The sequence below is a fragment of the Halpernia humi genome (assembly GCF_900108025.1).
GTDB lineage: Bacteria > Bacteroidota > Bacteroidia > Flavobacteriales > Weeksellaceae > Halpernia > Halpernia humi.
Map to the genome: position 1 here is coordinate 237,610 of NZ_FNUS01000001.1, position 15,998 is coordinate 253,607.

Below are 15,998 nucleotides of genomic sequence, written 5' to 3' on the forward strand. Positions count from 1 at the left end.
AAATAATCTATTTTTAAAATTAATAATAGTTTTTATTTTCAATAATACTTTCATAATTTACCTGTCCGAGTTTTCCTGCATCAACATATTTTTTTAAAACCAAAGTGTCTTTTAATCTATTGTCGCTGGTTTGTTCAAAATTATAATTAATGCTGTTTCCATTTAATAAATTTATAATTAATTCATTTTTAGTACCTTGCGATACAAAACCTTGAAAATCTCCTTTAATATCATTCCCTTTAATTCTAATTTTAGAAATACTTTCTAATGGATAGATTTTGTCTAAAACTTCTATCTCATTGTCTTTGAATATAAGATCACCAATAAATTTGCCTTTTTTTTGTTGAAAAAAAATATAATGTATCACTTTAACCAACACAAAAAATAGATAAAAACCACCAATCCATTGCGTAACAAAATCTTTTTGGTATTGATGAAATCGATGAAAAACCGAAGCAAGAGAAAATAATAAGATAAAAACGTTAAGAATAATAATTACAAATTTTAGTATTTTACCAATTGTAAATTTATTTTCGGGGGATTTTTCTAAAACTCTAAACATAAATAAGTTCAAATTAACTAAAATTACTTTCCATTTCCACACTTACACCGTCCATTTCACCTCTCATTGGCGGACTGGTTTTGGTTAATTTCACTTTTATAAACGCAATCTGTGGAAAATTATTTTTTATATTTTTAATAATCCTGCCACAAACATGTTCTAAAAGTTTTGAAGAAATTGCCATTTCTGCATGCAAAATATCATTTATTTCTGCGTAATTAATCGTGTCTTTTAAATCATCAGATTCTGCGGGTTTTTGTAAATCTGCATGAATTTCTACATTTAAAATATAGTAAGTCCCCAGAATTTTTTCTTCCGGCAATACGCCATGATAAGCGTAGATTTTTAGGTTTTCGAAGATTATTTTTGAAGTCATCTTTTTTGAAATTCAAAATTTTCTGAAATAAAATAATTATTTCCAATAAAAATTATTTTTAAATTTTTATTAATTTCTGAGTTTTTATAGTTGTTTGCAGTTTCTAAATAGTATGGGTTTTTATTTCCATTTTTCAGTAATTGAAAATATTCTTCCAAAATGGATATCGGACCCCTCGCAAAAAGAGCATTATTCGAGTTTAATAACTTAGTCAAATTTCTATTACAAATAAATTTGTCCATTGCAATAAAATCATCAAATGTGTATTTATGCAAATTATAAAACTCTACAAATAATTGGTTTACATTTTTATTTTCTCCATTAAAATAAAGTTCTTTCCACTTTTCTTTAAAATTAGACAATAAAATATGTTCAGAATAAACATAAATAAAAGATTCAAAGTCGCGAGAATCTTCTATTCTATATTCTCTACAATTATTTATTAATAAATTCCATGAATGATTTTCATTAAATCCAATTTCTGAATAATCTCCTTCAATATTAACAGTAAAATTAAAATGTATGTTGTCTTGATTATTAATTTCTATAGAATCAATTAATAACTTTCCAAAATCTTCATATTCGACACTTTCAAAAATATTTTTAAGTTCTAATGGAAGAAATTCGTCTGTAATTTCACTCACTATTTTAAAATTTTATTTAATACTTTTACTCATTTCCAACATCGCTTCAATTGGTTTCAAGGCTTTCAAACGTAATTCTTCATCCATCGTAATTTCCGGTAATTCATATTTCATGCAGAGGTAGAGTTTTTCTAAAGTGTTTCTTTTCATATAAAAACACTCGCTGCAATTACAACTTTCGTCAAAAACCAAAGCGGGAATTAATTCTTTTTGCGGCGCACGTTTTCTCATTTCGTGCAAAATTCCTTCTTCTGTTGCCACAATAAATTTCTGTGAGTCGTCTTTTTCCACATAATTTAAAAGGGCAGAAGTGGAACCGATAAAATGCGCCAAATCTAAAACCGCAGTTTCAGATTCTGGATGCGCAATTAGTTTTGCATCGGGATTTTCTGCCAATTGTTTTGCGATTCTTTCCATGGAAAATGCTTCGTGAACGATGCAACTTCCGTCCCACAAAATCATATTGCGGCCGGTTTTTTTCATTAAATATTTGCCTAAATTTTTATCCGGTGCAAAAATAATTGGTCGGTCTTTTGGCAAAGATTCTATGATGGTTTCCGCGTTTGAACTCGTTACAATTATGTCAGATTCTGCCTTTGTTTCTGCGTTACAATTGATGTAAGTTGCGATTAATGCGTTTGGATGTTTCGCGCGCATTTCGCGCAAACCTTCGCCGCTACAACCGTCTGCGAGTGAACAACCCGCTTGCAAATCGGGTAAAACAACTTTTTTTGTTGGATTTAAAATTTTTGCCGCTTCTGCCATAAAATGAACGCCACAAAAAACGATCATATCGGCGTCGGTTTTTTTTGCTTCTCGCGCCAATTGTAAGGAATCACCAAGAAAATCTGCAATATCTTGAATGTCTGCAGTTTGGTAATAGTGCGCCAAAATAATGGCATTTTTTTCCTTTTTTAAATCTAAAATCGCTTGTACCAATGCTTCACCTTGCGGAATTGCAAGATCTTTAAATTTTAAAAATCCATGAACGGGAAGCGTTGCTTTTGCTTTTTCTAAAGTCTTTTCCATTATCTGATTTTTAATTAAATCCTTCAATAATTTTTGAAAAATCTTCTATTTTTAAAGCGGCGCCACCAATTAAGCCACCGTCAACATCAGGCATTGAGAAAATTTCTTTGGCATTTTCTGGTTTTACAGAGCCGCCGTATAAAATTGAAATTTCATCGGCCACTTCTTTTCCGTATTGGTTTGCGATTAAATCTCTTATAAAAGCGTGAACTTCTTGCGCTTGTTCTGCCGTTGCCGTTTCTCCCGTTCCAATTGCCCAAACTGGTTCGTACGCAATTACTACTTTTTTAATTTCTTCTGCAGAAAGTGTAAATAAAGCCGTTTTTGTTTGGTTGCCAACAACTTCTAAGTAGTCACCGTTTTTTCTTTGGTCTAGATTTTCGCCGTTGCAATAAATGGGCGTCAAGTTTTTATCTAGTAAATTTTTTATTTTTCGATTCGCATGAGAATCGGTTTCACCGTGGTATAATCTGCGTTCTGAATGGGAAACCAAACTTCCGTTTATATTAATTGAACTCAACATATCAACAGAAAGTTCGCCGGTATAAGCGCCAGATTGGTATTCTGAAACGTCTTGCGCAAAAATACCAATTTCGCCATTTTCAAAAATGTCTTTCGCTTTTGTAAGATACAAACTTGGTGGCGCAATGTAAACTTCGCAGTTAGTTTGGTTATTTTTTTTGTATTCTAAAAGTTGATACATCAGACTTTGTGCGTCTGCATAATTCAAATTCATTTTCCAGTTTCCTGCTACAATATTTTTTCTCATAGTTTTAATTTAATTTCCAGATTTTTTTCATTAACATATAAAATTGGTGCTCTCTTTCGGTTACTTCATCATCAATTTTAATTAAATTTTTGACAAATTTCGCAAACGCTTTTCGTTCTTGTTCGGTAGAATCTTCATAAAAACAGCGCGCATGAAATTCGAAATGGTCTTTCCATTCTTCGGGTTGAAGCGTTGCAATGACGTCTAATTCATTGTCTAAATTCATTTTAAAGGGAAATTCTTCCGCCAAATATTCTTGAATTAAAAGTCCTTCTTCAGGAGAAAATTCGAAATCGACAGACGATAAAATCATCAATAAATGATAGCCTGCGATGGATTTATTAGATTTTTGCATAGTATAATTTTAATTTTTTAAATAATCTTCCGCTGAAGATTTCGCGGTAATTTTTCCGTTTTGTAAAGTTAAGATAAATGGATTACTTCTGGCAATTGTTTTAATGGCAGTTCCATCCATCAATCCGTTTTTGATGTTTTTAAAAGTATTTGGTGAAGTAGAAACGCCCAAAATAAATGCATTTTTATTGCTTTTCATTTTTGCTATTGCTGCTTCTAAATATTTGGTTTTCATTTCAGCAGGTTTGTAAGAAAAAATGAGAATGGCTTTTGGTGCATTTAAAATTTCATCTGTTACATTATTTCCAATTTCGTCTTCTATTTTAAATTTTGAAATTTCTGAAACGTAACCTTGTTTTACGATTTCAGATTTTGTTTTATCCGATTCAATTTCCAAATCTGGGTTTTGCCAATAATTTTTTGAAATATAATCGTCTTGATTGACTTTTAATTCTTCACCTGTTTTTTTATTTTTTAAAGTGTAAAAAGTTTTAAATTCTGAAGGATCTGCGGCAATTTTTGCTTGTTCTACTTTTAAATCTGTACCAATTTTATAATCGCGGAAATCGATTAATGGTTCATGTTTTATGCCATAGAAAATAAAAAAAGCAAAAAGTAAAAAAAGAAGACTGAAAATTGACCATTTTAAAGTTTCAAAAGATGACTTCTCATCATTTTTTCTAAACAAAAAATAGAGAACAAATAACGCAATTAGTAAAACAATATCTTTCCCGAAACTTTGCCAAGGTGTAAATTTTATCGCATCGCCAAAGCAACCACAATCTGTAACGACTTTAAAATAAGCAGAATAGAAAGTTAAAAAAGCGAAGAAAATGCAAAGCAAAATCAACAAATTAAGTGTCCATTTTAATTTAATTTTTAAGACCAACATCAAACCTAAAATTAGTTCTAAAAGCACCATAAAAATGGAAAGTGGCAAAGCCAATTTTTCTAAAAAAGGCATATTAAAAACATCTGCGGCGAAATATTCTTCCATTTTAAAGGAAAAACCAACAACATCAACCGCTTTTACAAAACCTGATGCAATAAAGACTAAACCGACAAAAATTCGTAAAATATTTTTCATTTTATTATAGATGGAAGTTGAAAGATGGAAGTTTAGAAAATTGCCCATATTTTAGTCTTTTAATTGATTTCTAAAACCGATTATTTGATTCATTAAGTGAAAGGATTCATTATACAATTCATTAAATTTTTCGTCTGAAATATAATTTCTATTTTTTGCTTTATACATACAAGTTACAACTTCAGCAAGAGAACGAATAGAATAACCTAAAAATTTTTTAAACTCCAATTTTGATTGTAAAATAGAGCCTTCTGAAATATTTAGTGCAATAGAATCTACCGCTCTTCTGATTTGAGAAACCAAATTAAACATTTCATCTTTTGGAAAATTTTTAGAAATTTCAAATATTTTTTCTCCAAAATCCATTGATTTTTGCCAAATAATCAGTTTTTCAAATTTAAAACTCATTCAATATTATATGAAAATTAATTTATTTTTTTTTAAATCTTCCAACTTCCAACTTCCAACTTCCAACTTCCATCTTCCAACTTCCATCTTCCATCTTCAATCTTCAATCTTCCATCTTCCATCTTCCATCTTCCATCAATTTTATTAAACAAAAAACGGCATAATTTAAAATATCAAAATAATTAGCATCTAAACCTTCAGAAACAAGCGTTTTACCGTTATTGTCTTCAATTTGTTTTGTTCTTAAAACTTTTTGATAAATTAAATCTGTAATTGAAGAAATCCGCATTTCTCGCCATGCTTCGCCGTAATCGTGGTTTTTTTTCTGCATGAGTTCTGTGGCTTCTTTCGCGTAGAAATCATATAATTTTAAAATTTCTGTAGGATTTTCATCCAAAACTTCGCTAAAACCTTTTTCCAATTGAATTAAACCAATTATCGAATAATTCACAATAGCAATAAATTCGCTTTCTTCACTTTCTTCAATCATTTGCACTTCGCTCATCTGCAAAGTTCTGATTCTGTTTACTTTAATGTAAATTTGATCGGTGATTGAACTTGGTCGCAAAACGCGCCACGCTGCGCCGTAATCGGAAAGTTTTTTTTCAAACAATGCTTTGCATTGCAGCAATATCTCCGAAAATTGAAATTTTGTATTGTGCATATTAAATCTTAACGCCTCAAATATAGTGAAAATTGGGATTTGATTATGAATTGAAACGGTCTTAATTGATTTCAAAAAGTATTAATTTTAAGTTAAAATACTTACTATGGAATTAATTTTGCATCGGTTTTTTTCGTAAGATTTTCTTCAATCCTTCTTAAATCTTATAATTTAATTTTTACTCAAAAAATTAAAAACTCCTTTAAAGAAGAAACTTAAGAAAATTTTACACTATGAAAACTAATAATCTAATTCAAAAAGGAATTGATACTGTCAGAATTTTAGCCGCAGATGCCGTTCAAAAAGCAAATTCCGGACATCCTGGAACCCCGATGGGTTTAGCGCCAATTGGCCACGTTTTGTGGGCGGAAGTAATGAATTATAATCCACAAAATCCGGAATGGGCGAACCGGGATCGTTTTATTTTATCTTGCGGCCACGCTTGCATGTTGCAATACAGTTTTTTGCACCTTACAGGCTACAATGTCTCGATGGGTGATTTAAAATATTTTCGACAACTGCACGGTATTGCAGCAGGTCATCCCGAATATGGATTAATGCCAGGAATTGAAGTTACAACAGGACCCCTTGGTCAAGGTTTTGCCAATGGAGTAGGCGTTGCAATTGCAGAAAAATATATGGCGGCACGTTATAATCAGCCAGATTTTGAAATTTTTAATTCTTACGTCTATGCTATTTGCAGTGATGGCGATTTAATGGAAGGCGTTTCCGCAGAAGCCGCGTCATTTGCAGGTCATTTAAAATTGGGAAATCTGATTTATTTATATGATGACAACCACATTACAATTGAAGGAAATACCGATATAAGCTTTAATGAAGATGTGGGCAAACGTTTCGAATCTTATGGATGGCAAGTTCAAACCGTGTCTGATGGTACTGATTTAGAAGCCATTTCGGAAGCCATTAAAAATGCAAAAAATGAAACAAATCGTCCTTCCTTAATTAAAGTAAGAACACAAATTGGCTACGGAAGCCCAAACAAACAAAATACTTCTGCTGCACATGGCTCGCCTTTGGGCGAAGAAGAAGTTCGATTGGTAAAAGAAAATTTTGGATTTGATCCGGATAAAAGTTTCGTAGTTCCAGATGAAGTTTTAGATTTTTATAGAAATGTAGGGAAAATTGGCGCAAAAAAAGAAGCCGAGTGGAACGAACTTTACAAAAAATACAAAGAAAGACATCCCAAACTTGCCGAAGAATATGAAACGATTCGCGATGGAAAAATGCCGAAAGATTGGGAGAAAAAGTTACCCGTTTTTCAAGCAGGTGAAAAAATGGCGACGCGCAAAGCTTCGGGCAAAACCTTAAATACTATTGCAGAATTTTTGCCTCAATTAATTGGCGGTTCAGCAGATTTGGCACCTTCCACAGATACTAATCTTAATGATTATGAATCTTTTTCACCAAAAAATTGGGACGGCAGAAATTTTCATTTCGGAATTCGCGAACACGCAATGGGCGCAGTTTTGAATGGAATGGCTTTAAGCAAATTTTTAATTCCTTATGGTGCTACTTTTTTAATTTTTTCAGATTATATGCGGCCACCATTGCGATTGGCAGCGATTATGAAAATTCGTCCAATTATGGTTTTCACGCACGATAGTATTGCTTTGGGCGAAGATGGAACAACACATCAGCCTGTGGAACAATTAATTGGGCTGCGTTCTGTGCCGAATATGACGGTCATTCGTCCTGCCGATGCGAATGAAACAACTCAAGCCTGGAAAGTTGCAATTGAAAAAAAAGATGGTCCCGTTTGCATTATTTTAACCCGACAAGGAATTCCAGTTTTAGATCAAAATAAATATACAAAAGCCAAAGAATTAGAAAAAGGTGCATACATTTTATCAGACTGTGAGGGAACTCCAGAAATTATTTTAATAGCAACAGGCTCTGAAGTTCAATTGATTTTAGCAGCCCAAGAAAAATTACAATTAGAAGGAATCAAAGCGCGAGTCGTTAGTTTTCCATCTTGGGAATTATTCGAAAAACAAAGTTCAGATTACAAAGAAAAAATATTTCCAAAAAACATAAGAAAAAGATTATCCGTTGAAGCGGGCTCCACAATTGGTTGGTTGAAATATGTAAGCGATGAAGGTTTTAGCATTGGAATAAGCCAATTCGGAGAATCTGCACCAGGCGATGAAGTGATGAAAGAATATGGCTTTACGGTAGAAAATGTCATTGAAAAAGCCAAAGCATTACATCAAAAAAAATAATTTTTATGCAGATAAAATCAAAGAAAAAAATAGGGATCTGCTCAGATCATGGTGGATTTGAATTAAAGGAAAAAATCGTTTCTTTTTTAATTAGAAACAATTATGATATCATTGATTTTGGTGCATTTTCTTTAGATAACACAGACGATTTCCCAGATTTCGTTATTCCTTTAGCAAAAGCCGTTTCTAATGCGGAAGTTTTTCGTGGAATTGCAATTTGTGGCAGCGGAGTAGGTGCTTGTATTGCAGCAAATAAAATTCCTGGCGTTCGCGCCGCTCTTATTAATGATTATTTTTCTGCGCATCAAGGTGTGGAAGATGATGATATGAATTTGATTTGCCTCGGTGGAAGAATTACCGGTTTTGCAAGTGCGGAAGAATATATTTTGGCATTTTTAAAAGCAGAATTCATCGGCGCAGAAAGGCATTTGCGACGTTTGAAAAAAATTCAGGATATCGAAAAATAGTAACGCCTTCATCATTTATCATATAATATTATCATTAATTAAAATTAAAAAAAATGAACCCATTAAATAAAATACGAGAACACGGCCAAAGCATTTGGCTAGACCTTCTAGACAGAGAAATAATGAATTCTGGCAAATTGAAAAAACTTATCGAGGAAGACGATTTACGTGGTCTAACTTCAAACCCTTCTATTTTTGAAAAAGCCATCACAGGAAGTTCGGATTACGATAAAGACATCGCCGAAAATTCAAAAAACGAGAACGATAATGCTGAAATTTTCTTCAATTTAGCCATTGCAGATATTCAACGAGCGGCTGATATTTTTAAGCCCGTTTTCGATAAAACCAATGGTGGCGATGGTTTTGTGAGTTTAGAAGTGTCGCCACTTTTAGCGCGCGATACGGAAGGAACAATTCAGCAAGCGCGCAATTTATGGAAAAGAGTGAATCGCGAAAATGTGATGATAAAAATCCCAGGAACCAAGGAAGGTTTGCCCGCCATTCGAAAATGTTTGAGCGAAGGAATAAATATAAATGTCACTTTACTTTTTGGTTTGCCACGTTATCGTGAAATTACCGAAGCCTTTATGAGTGGTTTGGAAGACCGTTTAGAAGCAGGAAAATCAATTGAAAATGTGGCTTCAGTAGCCAGTTTTTTCTTAAGCCGAATTGATGTCTTGGTCGATCCGATTTTAAAAGAAAAAAATGCAAATCAATTGGTGGGAAAAGTCGCCATTTCCTCTGCTAAAAAGGCCTATCAAATTTATTTGGAAATGATTGCAAGTGATCGTTTTAAAAAATTAATAGAAAATGGCGCGCAAAAGCAAAGAGTGCTTTGGGCAAGTACGAGCGCGAAAAATCCCGATTTTAGTGACGTGATTTATGTAGAAAATTTAATCGGTAAAGATACTGTGAATACGCTTCCGATGGAAACAATAGATGCTTTTCGCGATCACGGGAAAGTTGCTGATACTTTAACGCAAGGAATTTCTGAAGCCAATAAAGTGATGGAAGATCTAAAAAAGTTGGGAATAAATATAGATGAAATCACGCAAAAATTAGAAGACGAAGGAATTGGAAAATTTAATGATGCTTATGAAAAATTATTGAAAAGCATTGAAAATCAAATTAAAAAATAATGACAGATTTAGACGTTTCAAAAATAAAAGTTGTTTTTATGGATGTTGGTGGCATTTTGCTTTCCAATGGATGGGATCATGTGAGGCGACAAAAAGCCGCAAAATATTTTGATTTTGATTATGAAGAAATGAATAATTTGCACAACTTCATATACAATGTTTTTGAAATCGGAAGCATTTCTTTGGATGAATATTTAGAAACAGTGGTCTTTTATTGCCCAAGAAATTTCACTAAATTTGATTTCAAAGAATTTATGTTCGCACAATCTGAAGAGCAAGCAGAAATGTTAACTTGGCTAAAATCGTTTAAAAAGCAAATTAATTTGCCAGTTTTTGCCATCAATAATGAAAGTAAAGAACTAAATAATTACCGAATAAAAACCTTTGGTTTACATGAAATTTTTGATGGATTTTTCTCTTCCTGCAACTTGGGAATGAGAAAACCTGATCCCAGAATATTTCAAAAAGCCTTGGAAATTGCACAAGTAAAACCAGAAGAAAGCATTTATTTTGATGATCGCCCAATGCTCGTAAATGCAGCAAAAAAATTAGGAATGAATGCGATTTTACACGAAAAATTTCAAACCACGAAAAATATTTTAGAAAAACTAACATTAAAAGAATAAAATGGAAAATATACAATACGATTTCGGAATGATTGGCCTCGGAACAATGGGTTCCAACCTTTTACAAAATATCTCCGATCACGGCTATCGTTCCGCGGGTTACGATTTAGACAAAGCAAAAGTGGAAAATTTGAACCAATTAAACCAAGAAAATATCCACGGATTTTCAGATTTAAAAGAGTTTACAAGTAGCCTAAAATCGCCAAAAACTGTAATGCTCCTAGTTCCTGCAGGGAAAATTGTAGATTCTGTAATTAATGAATTACTTGAAGTTTTAGACAAAGGCGATATTATTATAGACGGTGGAAATTCACATTTTACAGACACGGAACGTCGCTTCGTAGATTTAGAAAAAAAAGGATATCATTTTATTGGAATGGGCGTTTCTGGCGGCGAAGAAGGCGCAAGAAGAGGGCCGAGTATGATGCCCGGAGGAGATAAACAAGCCTACGAAGTTGTTGCGCCAATTCTTAAAAAAATTGCCGCGCACGTAGATGGAGAACCGACTGTTGCTTACATGGGAGAACGTTCTGCTGGCCATTTTGTGAAAATGGTTCACAACGGTATTGAGTATGCAATTATGCAATTAATATCAGAAACTTATGAAATTTTGAAAAGAGGATTGCAACTTTCTGACGCCGAAATCTACGACGTTTTTAAGAAATGGAATGACGGTAGATTGCAATCTTATTTAATGGAAATTACGCGCGATATTTTTGCTTTTAAAAAACCGGGCGAAAATCATCTTTTGCTAAATGACATTAAAGACGAAGCAAAAGCCAAAGGAACAGGGAAATGGACGTCGCAAGCAGCAATGGATTTGGCGCTACCAATCCCAATTATTGATGTTGCCGTTTCCATGCGCGACCTTTCAAAATACAAAGATTTACGAACCAAAGCCGCAGAAATTTATCCTAATTCTCTAGATGAAAATAATTCAAGAAAACTTGAAATAAACACCGATCAATTAGAAAATGCCTTTTATTTTGCGATGGTTTCAGCGTATGCGCAAGGAATGCATTTGCTTTTTGCGGCAAATTTAGAGTATAAATATGGATTAAGTTTAGATACAATCGCAAAAATCTGGCGAGGCGGATGCATTATTCGTTCAGCATTTTTAGAAGATATTTTTGCGGCTTATGAGAAAAATCCAGAATTAAAGCATTTATTTTTAGATAAAAATATTCAAGAAAATATTTCAAAAAGTGTATCTAGCATTAGAAAAGTAATTTCAGAAGCAGCCTTAAAAGGAATTGCAATTCCGGCATTTTACGCTTCCATGGGCTATTTCGATAATTTTAGAAATGAAACTATGCCTGCAAATCTCATTCAGGCGCAACGTGATTTTTTCGGTTCGCATACTTATGAATTGATAGGGAAAGAGGGTGTTTTTCATACAGAATGGGAAGATTAAAACTAGAAATAGTTCAAAATTTCTTAAATATTTAATTTTAAATCAATTCAAATGCTAAAAATAAATGACAAAAATTCTAAGCCAACCATTTTTATTATTTTCGGTGGAACTGGCGATTTATGCAAAAGAAAAATTTTACCAGCGCTGTATAATTTATACATAGACAATCAGTTACCGAAAGATTTTGCGATTATTGGCACGGGAAGAACTGAGTTTACAGATAAGCAATATCAAAATATTTTGCACGATGCTGCCAATGCATTTTCTCGCCGCGGAAAAGTAAAAGACATAGTTTGGAAACAATTTGTTTCTAACATTTCTTATCAAATTGCAAATATTAAAGATGCCGCAGAATATGAAGAATTTCAGATAAAAATTGCAAAATTGCAAAATGCTTGGGGAAAAGAAGCCAACATTATTTATTACTGCGCAGTTGCACCACAATTTTTTTGCACCATTGCAGAAAATATCAATAAAAGCAGCTTAGGAAATAGTAAGAAAAATGCGCGGATTGTGATTGAAAAGCCTTTTGGTCGTGATTTAAAATCTGCAATGGACTTGAATGAAAAATTGCTTACTATTTTTGATGAGAATCAAATTTATAGAATTGATCATTATCTCGGCAAGGAAGTTGTGCAAAATGTAATGGCATTTCGTTTTGCAAATGCGATAATGGAACCGCTTTGGAATAGAAATCATATTGAACATGTTCAGATTTCTGTAACCGAAGATTTAGGTGTAGGAACGCGCGGCGATTATTTTGATAACGCAGGGATTTTAAGGGATATGATTCAAAATCATTTAACACAGTTGCTTTGCATTATTGCTATGGAACCGCCTACAAATCTAAATGCAGATGAGGTTCGCGATCGGCGAGTGGATGTTTTAAAAGCAATGCGAAAAATTAATCCTGAAAAAATTAATGAAATTGCTGTTCGTGGGCAATATGCCGCAGGAAAAATAGATAATGAAAATGTTCTTGCTTATCGAGAAGAAAAAAATGTAAATCCCAAATCAAACACCGAAACTTTTGCTGCTATGAAACTTTTTGTGGATAATTGGCGATGGCAAGGCGTTCCATTTTATTTAAGAACAGGCAAAAGACTGGCGAAATCTTCATCTATAATTACTATTCAGTTCAAAGAAGTGCCGCACAATATATTTGTGAGCGAAGAATCTGGCGTTCCAAAACAAAATCGTTTGGTAATTAGCATTCAGCCAGATATGGCCATTCGCTTTCAGTTAGAAAGCAAAGTTCCAGGTTTGGAAATGACTTTAAACACTGTAGATGTGGTTTTTGATTATATGGGAAGTAAAAAATCTGATTCGCCAGAAGCCTATGAAACTTTACTTTTAGATGCAATTATAGGAGACCAAACACTTTTTATGCGCGCCGATCAAGTGGAGGCCGCTTGGGAAATGATTATGCCGGTTTTAGATGATTGGGAGAAAGATAAAACAGCCGATTTTCCGAATTATGAGGCCGGTTCTTGGGGACCAGAATGCGCAAAAAAATTAATAGAAAATGATGGTTTTCATTGGTTTAATTTACCAGATAAAACTAAAGAAAATTAAAGATGAAAATAGAAATTTTTAATGAAATTGAGGCTTTAATTAATGCGCTTGCAAAACTAATTGTCATAATTTCAAAAGAAGCAATCGCAAAAAACGGACAATTTAATTTTGTGCTTTCGGGTGGAAGTTCGCCAAGAAAATTGTACGAATTATTGGCTTCGGATAAATTTAAAGATAAAATAGAATGGCAAAAAACCTATTTTTTCTTTGGCGATGAGCGTTTTGTACCCGCCGAAAATTCGCAAAGAAATTCTTTGATGGCAAACGAAAGTTTATTTGAGCCTTTAAAAATTCCAAACTCAAATATTTTTGCCCTCGATACTACAAAATCACCTGAAGAATCCGCGGAAATTTATGCAAAAAACATTGAAAATCATTTTAATGGAAATGAAATAAAATTTGATTTTGTGCTCTTGGGTTTAGGCGATAATTCCCACACAGCCTCACTTTTTCCATTTACTTCTGTCTTAAATGCAAGGGAATCTACGGTAAAATCGGTTTATGTGGAAGAAGTAAACGCTTACAGAATTACGATGACTGCGCCGCTTATAAACCAAGCCGAAAATATTGCGTTTTTGGTTTTTGGTGATAATAAATCAGAAGCGGTGCATCATATTTTAGCGGAAAAAAATAACGAAGTAGAAAAATATCCCGCGAAATTAATTGCTCCAAAAGATGGAAAATTGTTTTGGTTTTTAGATGAAAATGCAGCAGCATTATTGAAACCTAAATCCTAAATTAGCAATATGATTTCAGAAATGCAAAATACCTTTCATTCCATCAATTACAACGGAAAATTGATAAATTTAGATGAACCAAAATTAATGGGAATTTTAAATCTTACACCAGATTCTTTTTCTGATGGCGGCCAATTTTTTAATGAAAAATCTGCTTTGTTGCAAGTTGAAAAAATGATTTCCGAAGGCGCAAATTTTATTGATATTGGAGCGCAATCTACAAGGCCAAATGCAGAATTTTTAACTGCTGAAATTGAAATTGAAAGGCTCGGAAACATCATTTCATTAATTAAAAAAGAATTTCCGAACACTTTAATTTCGCTCGATACTTTTTACGCAGAAGTTGTAGAATTTGGTTTTAATGAAGGGATTGATTTGGTTAATGATATTTCTGCCGGACAATTTGATGCCCAACTTTTAGAAACGGTTGGGAAATTAAAATTGCCTTATGTTTTAATGCACAATCATGCAGAATATTCTAAAATGCATCAAAAAATCGAGCATCAAGATTTGGTTTTGACTTTAAATTATTTCTTTTCAGAGAAAATTTTAGAACTTCAATCTCACGGCATTTTCGATTATATATTGGATCCCGGTTTTGGTTTTGGAAAAACAATCGAGCAGCAATTTCAATTAATTGAAGAATTAAACTATTTGAATTTTGGTAAAAATCCTTTATTAATTGGTATTTCTAGGAAATCTTTTATTTATAAATCTTTAAATAAATCGCCTTTAGAAATTAATGAAGAAACGCAAAAATTGCATTTAAAATGCTTGCAAAATGGTGCGAAAATTTTGCGTGTTCATGATGTGGGAGAAGCGAGAAAAACGATTCAGGATTTTTTTAATTGATTAAAATCTCTCGCAGATTTAGCAAATGACGTAGATTTTTAATGCTCAAGAATCTGCAAAATCTGCTCAATCAGAGAGATTAAATATTTTTACAAAATCATACAAATCCAGCGATTTTTTCCGCATATTCTTTGGTAAATTCTTTTTGGATTTCTTTTAATGCTTCCAAAGTTTTAGGTAAAATAAAATGAAAAAGCACATTATTTTCTTCATCTAAGAAGAGCAATTCTTTTTCTTCTCCATCAATCATTTGTGCGAAAATTTCCCACATAGATTGCCCTTTTAGTTTAATTAATTCAAAAAACGGCTTGGCTTTTATTTCGATTTTTTTCATTAAGTAAGATTTCTGCGAAATTAATTTAAAATAGATTTTAAAGCAAATGAAACTTCTTCGGCTTTATTGAAAACCATCAAATGACTTCCATTTTCAATTTTAAAATGAGGTGTCGAAACTTTAATTGGCAAAAGATGATCGTTGTTTCCGTGGATTCTGTGTAAGTTTTCAGGAATAAATGTGTTGTTCCAGTTCACAATTTCGTTAATTGCCCAAACTGTAAAATCTAAATCAGCAGCTTTTAGAACCTCTTTTAGCAAAAGTTTATCTTCAATTGTTTTTGCACCAAAAAGCCAATAAAAGAAAGGATTTGGTTTTTTGAAAAATTGGCGCGGCACTAATTTATTTAATTTTAAAAATCCGGCAATTCTATATAAAATGGGCAATTCTTCTTTAGTTTTAATGGAAGAAATAAGAACTAATTTTTCAGTTTTTATCTGCTTTGAAATTTCTATAGCCATCATTCCACCGAGTGATAAACCAATAATTATAGGCTTTTCTTCTGTAATTTGAGATTTTAAACGAGATGCGTAATTGGAAATGCTTTCATTTTTTTTAGGCGAAATCCATTGCAAATAAACAGGTTCAAAATTATAAAAATTAAGCCGCTGAAACATTCTTTCATCTGCACCAAGCCCGCTGATTAAGTAGATTTTTTTTTGCAAAGTTTATATTAATTTTTTTTGAAGTATTAAACATTAATTTGTTAAAATATATTTTT

General features: G+C 32.6%; 19 protein-coding genes. 8 read left to right on the top strand and 11 right to left on the bottom strand.

What is annotated here, in order from left to right; genetic code table 11:
* Nucleotides 1–19: 19 nt before the first annotated feature.
* The 9 genes from C4S29_RS01160 to C4S29_RS01200 form a co-directional block, all read right to left on the bottom strand.
* Nucleotides 20–562: a hypothetical protein gene (locus tag C4S29_RS01160; protein ID WP_103912291.1), complete on the bottom strand. Its 543-nt coding sequence runs from the start codon at nt 560–562 to the stop codon at nt 20–22.
* A gap of 13 nt (nt 563–575) precedes the next feature.
* Nucleotides 576–938 (bottom strand): dihydroneopterin aldolase, encoded by a 363-nt coding sequence (folB, locus tag C4S29_RS01165; RefSeq protein WP_103912292.1) that lies wholly within the window; start codon nt 936–938, stop codon nt 576–578.
* Nucleotides 935–1,582: a hypothetical protein gene (locus C4S29_RS01170; protein WP_103912293.1), complete on the bottom strand. Its 648-nt coding sequence runs from the start codon at nt 1,580–1,582 to the stop codon at nt 935–937. The genes folB and C4S29_RS01170 overlap by 4 nt, the downstream gene beginning before the upstream one ends.
* 12 nt (nt 1,583–1,594) lie before the next feature.
* Complete coding sequence (gene nadA / locus C4S29_RS01175; protein ID WP_185116932.1) at nt 1,595–2,611, bottom strand: quinolinate synthase NadA; 1,017 nt, start codon at nt 2,609–2,611, stop codon at nt 1,595–1,597.
* 10 nt (nt 2,612–2,621) lie between these two features.
* On the bottom strand, nt 2,622–3,380 hold the full coding sequence (gene tpiA / locus C4S29_RS01180; RefSeq protein WP_103912294.1) for a triose-phosphate isomerase: 759 nt from the start codon (nt 3,378–3,380) through the stop codon (nt 2,622–2,624).
* 4 nt (nt 3,381–3,384) lie between these two features.
* On the bottom strand, nt 3,385–3,735 hold the full coding sequence (locus tag C4S29_RS01185) for a hypothetical protein (RefSeq protein ID WP_103912295.1): 351 nt from the start codon (nt 3,733–3,735) through the stop codon (nt 3,385–3,387).
* A gap of 9 nt (nt 3,736–3,744) precedes the next feature.
* The gene (locus C4S29_RS01190; RefSeq protein ID WP_103912296.1) at nt 3,745–4,821 is read right to left on the bottom strand and encodes a BT_3928 family protein; all 1,077 of its coding nucleotides are present in this window, start codon (nt 4,819–4,821) and stop codon (nt 3,745–3,747) included.
* Between the two features lie 51 nt (nt 4,822–4,872).
* The gene (locus C4S29_RS01195) at nt 4,873–5,229 is read right to left on the bottom strand and encodes a four helix bundle protein (RefSeq protein ID WP_103912297.1); all 357 of its coding nucleotides are present in this window, start codon (nt 5,227–5,229) and stop codon (nt 4,873–4,875) included.
* Nucleotides 5,230–5,332: 103 nt separating this feature from the next.
* Nucleotides 5,333–5,893, bottom strand: a complete 561-nt coding sequence (locus C4S29_RS01200) for a DUF1599 domain-containing protein (protein WP_103912298.1) — start codon at nt 5,891–5,893, stop codon at nt 5,333–5,335.
* Between the two features lie 233 nt (nt 5,894–6,126).
* Between C4S29_RS01200 and tkt the strand changes: the two genes are divergently transcribed.
* Genes tkt through folP form a run of 8 tightly spaced genes read left to right on the top strand, consistent with a single transcriptional unit; the run spans nt 6,127 to nt 14,943 of the window.
* On the top strand, nt 6,127–8,133 hold the full coding sequence (tkt, locus tag C4S29_RS01205; RefSeq protein WP_103912299.1) for a transketolase: 2,007 nt from the start codon (nt 6,127–6,129) through the stop codon (nt 8,131–8,133).
* Nucleotides 8,134–8,138: 5 nt separating this feature from the next.
* Entirely contained in the window at nt 8,139–8,600 is a 462-nt protein-coding gene (locus C4S29_RS01210) for an RpiB/LacA/LacB family sugar-phosphate isomerase (protein WP_103912300.1), read from the top strand.
* A gap of 53 nt (nt 8,601–8,653) precedes the next feature.
* Nucleotides 8,654–9,739 (top strand): transaldolase, encoded by a 1,086-nt coding sequence (gene tal / locus C4S29_RS01215; RefSeq protein ID WP_103912301.1) that lies wholly within the window; start codon nt 8,654–8,656, stop codon nt 9,737–9,739.
* Nucleotides 9,739–10,365 carry an HAD family hydrolase gene (locus C4S29_RS01220; RefSeq protein WP_103912302.1) on the top strand — a complete coding sequence of 209 codons (627 nt, stop codon included), beginning with the start codon at nt 9,739–9,741 and terminating at the stop codon, nt 10,363–10,365. The genes tal and C4S29_RS01220 overlap by 1 nt, the downstream gene beginning before the upstream one ends.
* A 1-nt stretch (nt 10,366) precedes the next feature.
* Nucleotides 10,367–11,779, top strand: a complete 1,413-nt coding sequence (gene gndA / locus C4S29_RS01225) for an NADP-dependent phosphogluconate dehydrogenase (RefSeq protein ID WP_103912303.1) — start codon at nt 10,367–10,369, stop codon at nt 11,777–11,779.
* A 51-nt stretch (nt 11,780–11,830) separates the two neighbouring features.
* A complete protein-coding gene (gene zwf, locus C4S29_RS01230) occupies nt 11,831–13,354 on the top strand; it encodes a glucose-6-phosphate dehydrogenase (protein WP_103912304.1) in 1,524 nt (507 codons plus the stop codon).
* Nucleotides 13,355–13,356: 2 nt separating this feature from the next.
* A complete protein-coding gene (gene pgl / locus C4S29_RS01235) occupies nt 13,357–14,091 on the top strand; it encodes a 6-phosphogluconolactonase (RefSeq protein ID WP_103912305.1) in 735 nt (244 codons plus the stop codon).
* 9 nt (nt 14,092–14,100) lie between these two features.
* Nucleotides 14,101–14,943, top strand: coding sequence for a dihydropteroate synthase (gene folP / locus C4S29_RS01240; protein WP_233740457.1), 843 nt, complete (start codon nt 14,101–14,103; stop codon nt 14,941–14,943).
* A 97-nt stretch (nt 14,944–15,040) separates the two neighbouring features.
* Here the strand turns inward: folP and C4S29_RS01245 are convergent, their stop codons facing one another.
* Nucleotides 15,041–15,277, bottom strand: coding sequence for a hypothetical protein (locus C4S29_RS01245; RefSeq protein ID WP_103912306.1), 237 nt, complete (start codon nt 15,275–15,277; stop codon nt 15,041–15,043).
* A 20-nt stretch (nt 15,278–15,297) separates the two neighbouring features.
* Nucleotides 15,298–15,942, bottom strand: coding sequence for an alpha/beta hydrolase (locus C4S29_RS01250; protein ID WP_103912307.1), 645 nt, complete (start codon nt 15,940–15,942; stop codon nt 15,298–15,300).
* Nucleotides 15,943–15,998 lie beyond the last annotated feature (56 nt).

Bases quoted from the DNA above. Each gene is read 5' to 3' on its own strand.
- tal (WP_103912301.1), top strand. From the start codon at position 8,654: ATGAACCCATTAAATAAAATACGAGAACACGGCCAAAGCATTTGGCTA.
- C4S29_RS01220 (WP_103912302.1), top strand. From the start codon at position 9,739: ATGACAGATTTAGACGTTTCAAAAATAAAAGTTGTTTTTATGGATGTT.
- C4S29_RS01160 (WP_103912291.1), bottom strand. From the start codon at position 562: ATGTTTAGAGTTTTAGAAAAATCCCCCGAAAATAAATTTACAATTGGT.
- gndA (WP_103912303.1), top strand. From the start codon at position 10,367: ATGGAAAATATACAATACGATTTCGGAATGATTGGCCTCGGAACAATG.
- folP (WP_233740457.1), top strand. From the start codon at position 14,101: ATGATTTCAGAAATGCAAAATACCTTTCATTCCATCAATTACAACGGA.
- folB (WP_103912292.1), bottom strand. From the start codon at position 938: ATGACTTCAAAAATAATCTTCGAAAACCTAAAAATCTACGCTTATCAT.
- C4S29_RS01200 (WP_103912298.1), bottom strand. From the start codon at position 5,893: ATGCACAATACAAAATTTCAATTTTCGGAGATATTGCTGCAATGCAAA.
- nadA (WP_185116932.1), bottom strand. From the start codon at position 2,611: ATGGAAAAGACTTTAGAAAAAGCAAAAGCAACGCTTCCCGTTCATGGA.
- C4S29_RS01245 (WP_103912306.1), bottom strand. From the start codon at position 15,277: ATGAAAAAAATCGAAATAAAAGCCAAGCCGTTTTTTGAATTAATTAAA.
- tkt (WP_103912299.1), top strand. From the start codon at position 6,127: ATGAAAACTAATAATCTAATTCAAAAAGGAATTGATACTGTCAGAATT.
- zwf (WP_103912304.1), top strand. From the start codon at position 11,831: ATGCTAAAAATAAATGACAAAAATTCTAAGCCAACCATTTTTATTATT.
- pgl (WP_103912305.1), top strand. From the start codon at position 13,357: ATGAAAATAGAAATTTTTAATGAAATTGAGGCTTTAATTAATGCGCTT.
- C4S29_RS01185 (WP_103912295.1), bottom strand. From the start codon at position 3,735: ATGCAAAAATCTAATAAATCCATCGCAGGCTATCATTTATTGATGATT.
- C4S29_RS01210 (WP_103912300.1), top strand. From the start codon at position 8,139: ATGCAGATAAAATCAAAGAAAAAAATAGGGATCTGCTCAGATCATGGT.
- tpiA (WP_103912294.1), bottom strand. From the start codon at position 3,380: ATGAGAAAAAATATTGTAGCAGGAAACTGGAAAATGAATTTGAATTAT.
- C4S29_RS01190 (WP_103912296.1), bottom strand. From the start codon at position 4,821: ATGAAAAATATTTTACGAATTTTTGTCGGTTTAGTCTTTATTGCATCA.
- C4S29_RS01195 (WP_103912297.1), bottom strand. From the start codon at position 5,229: ATGAGTTTTAAATTTGAAAAACTGATTATTTGGCAAAAATCAATGGAT.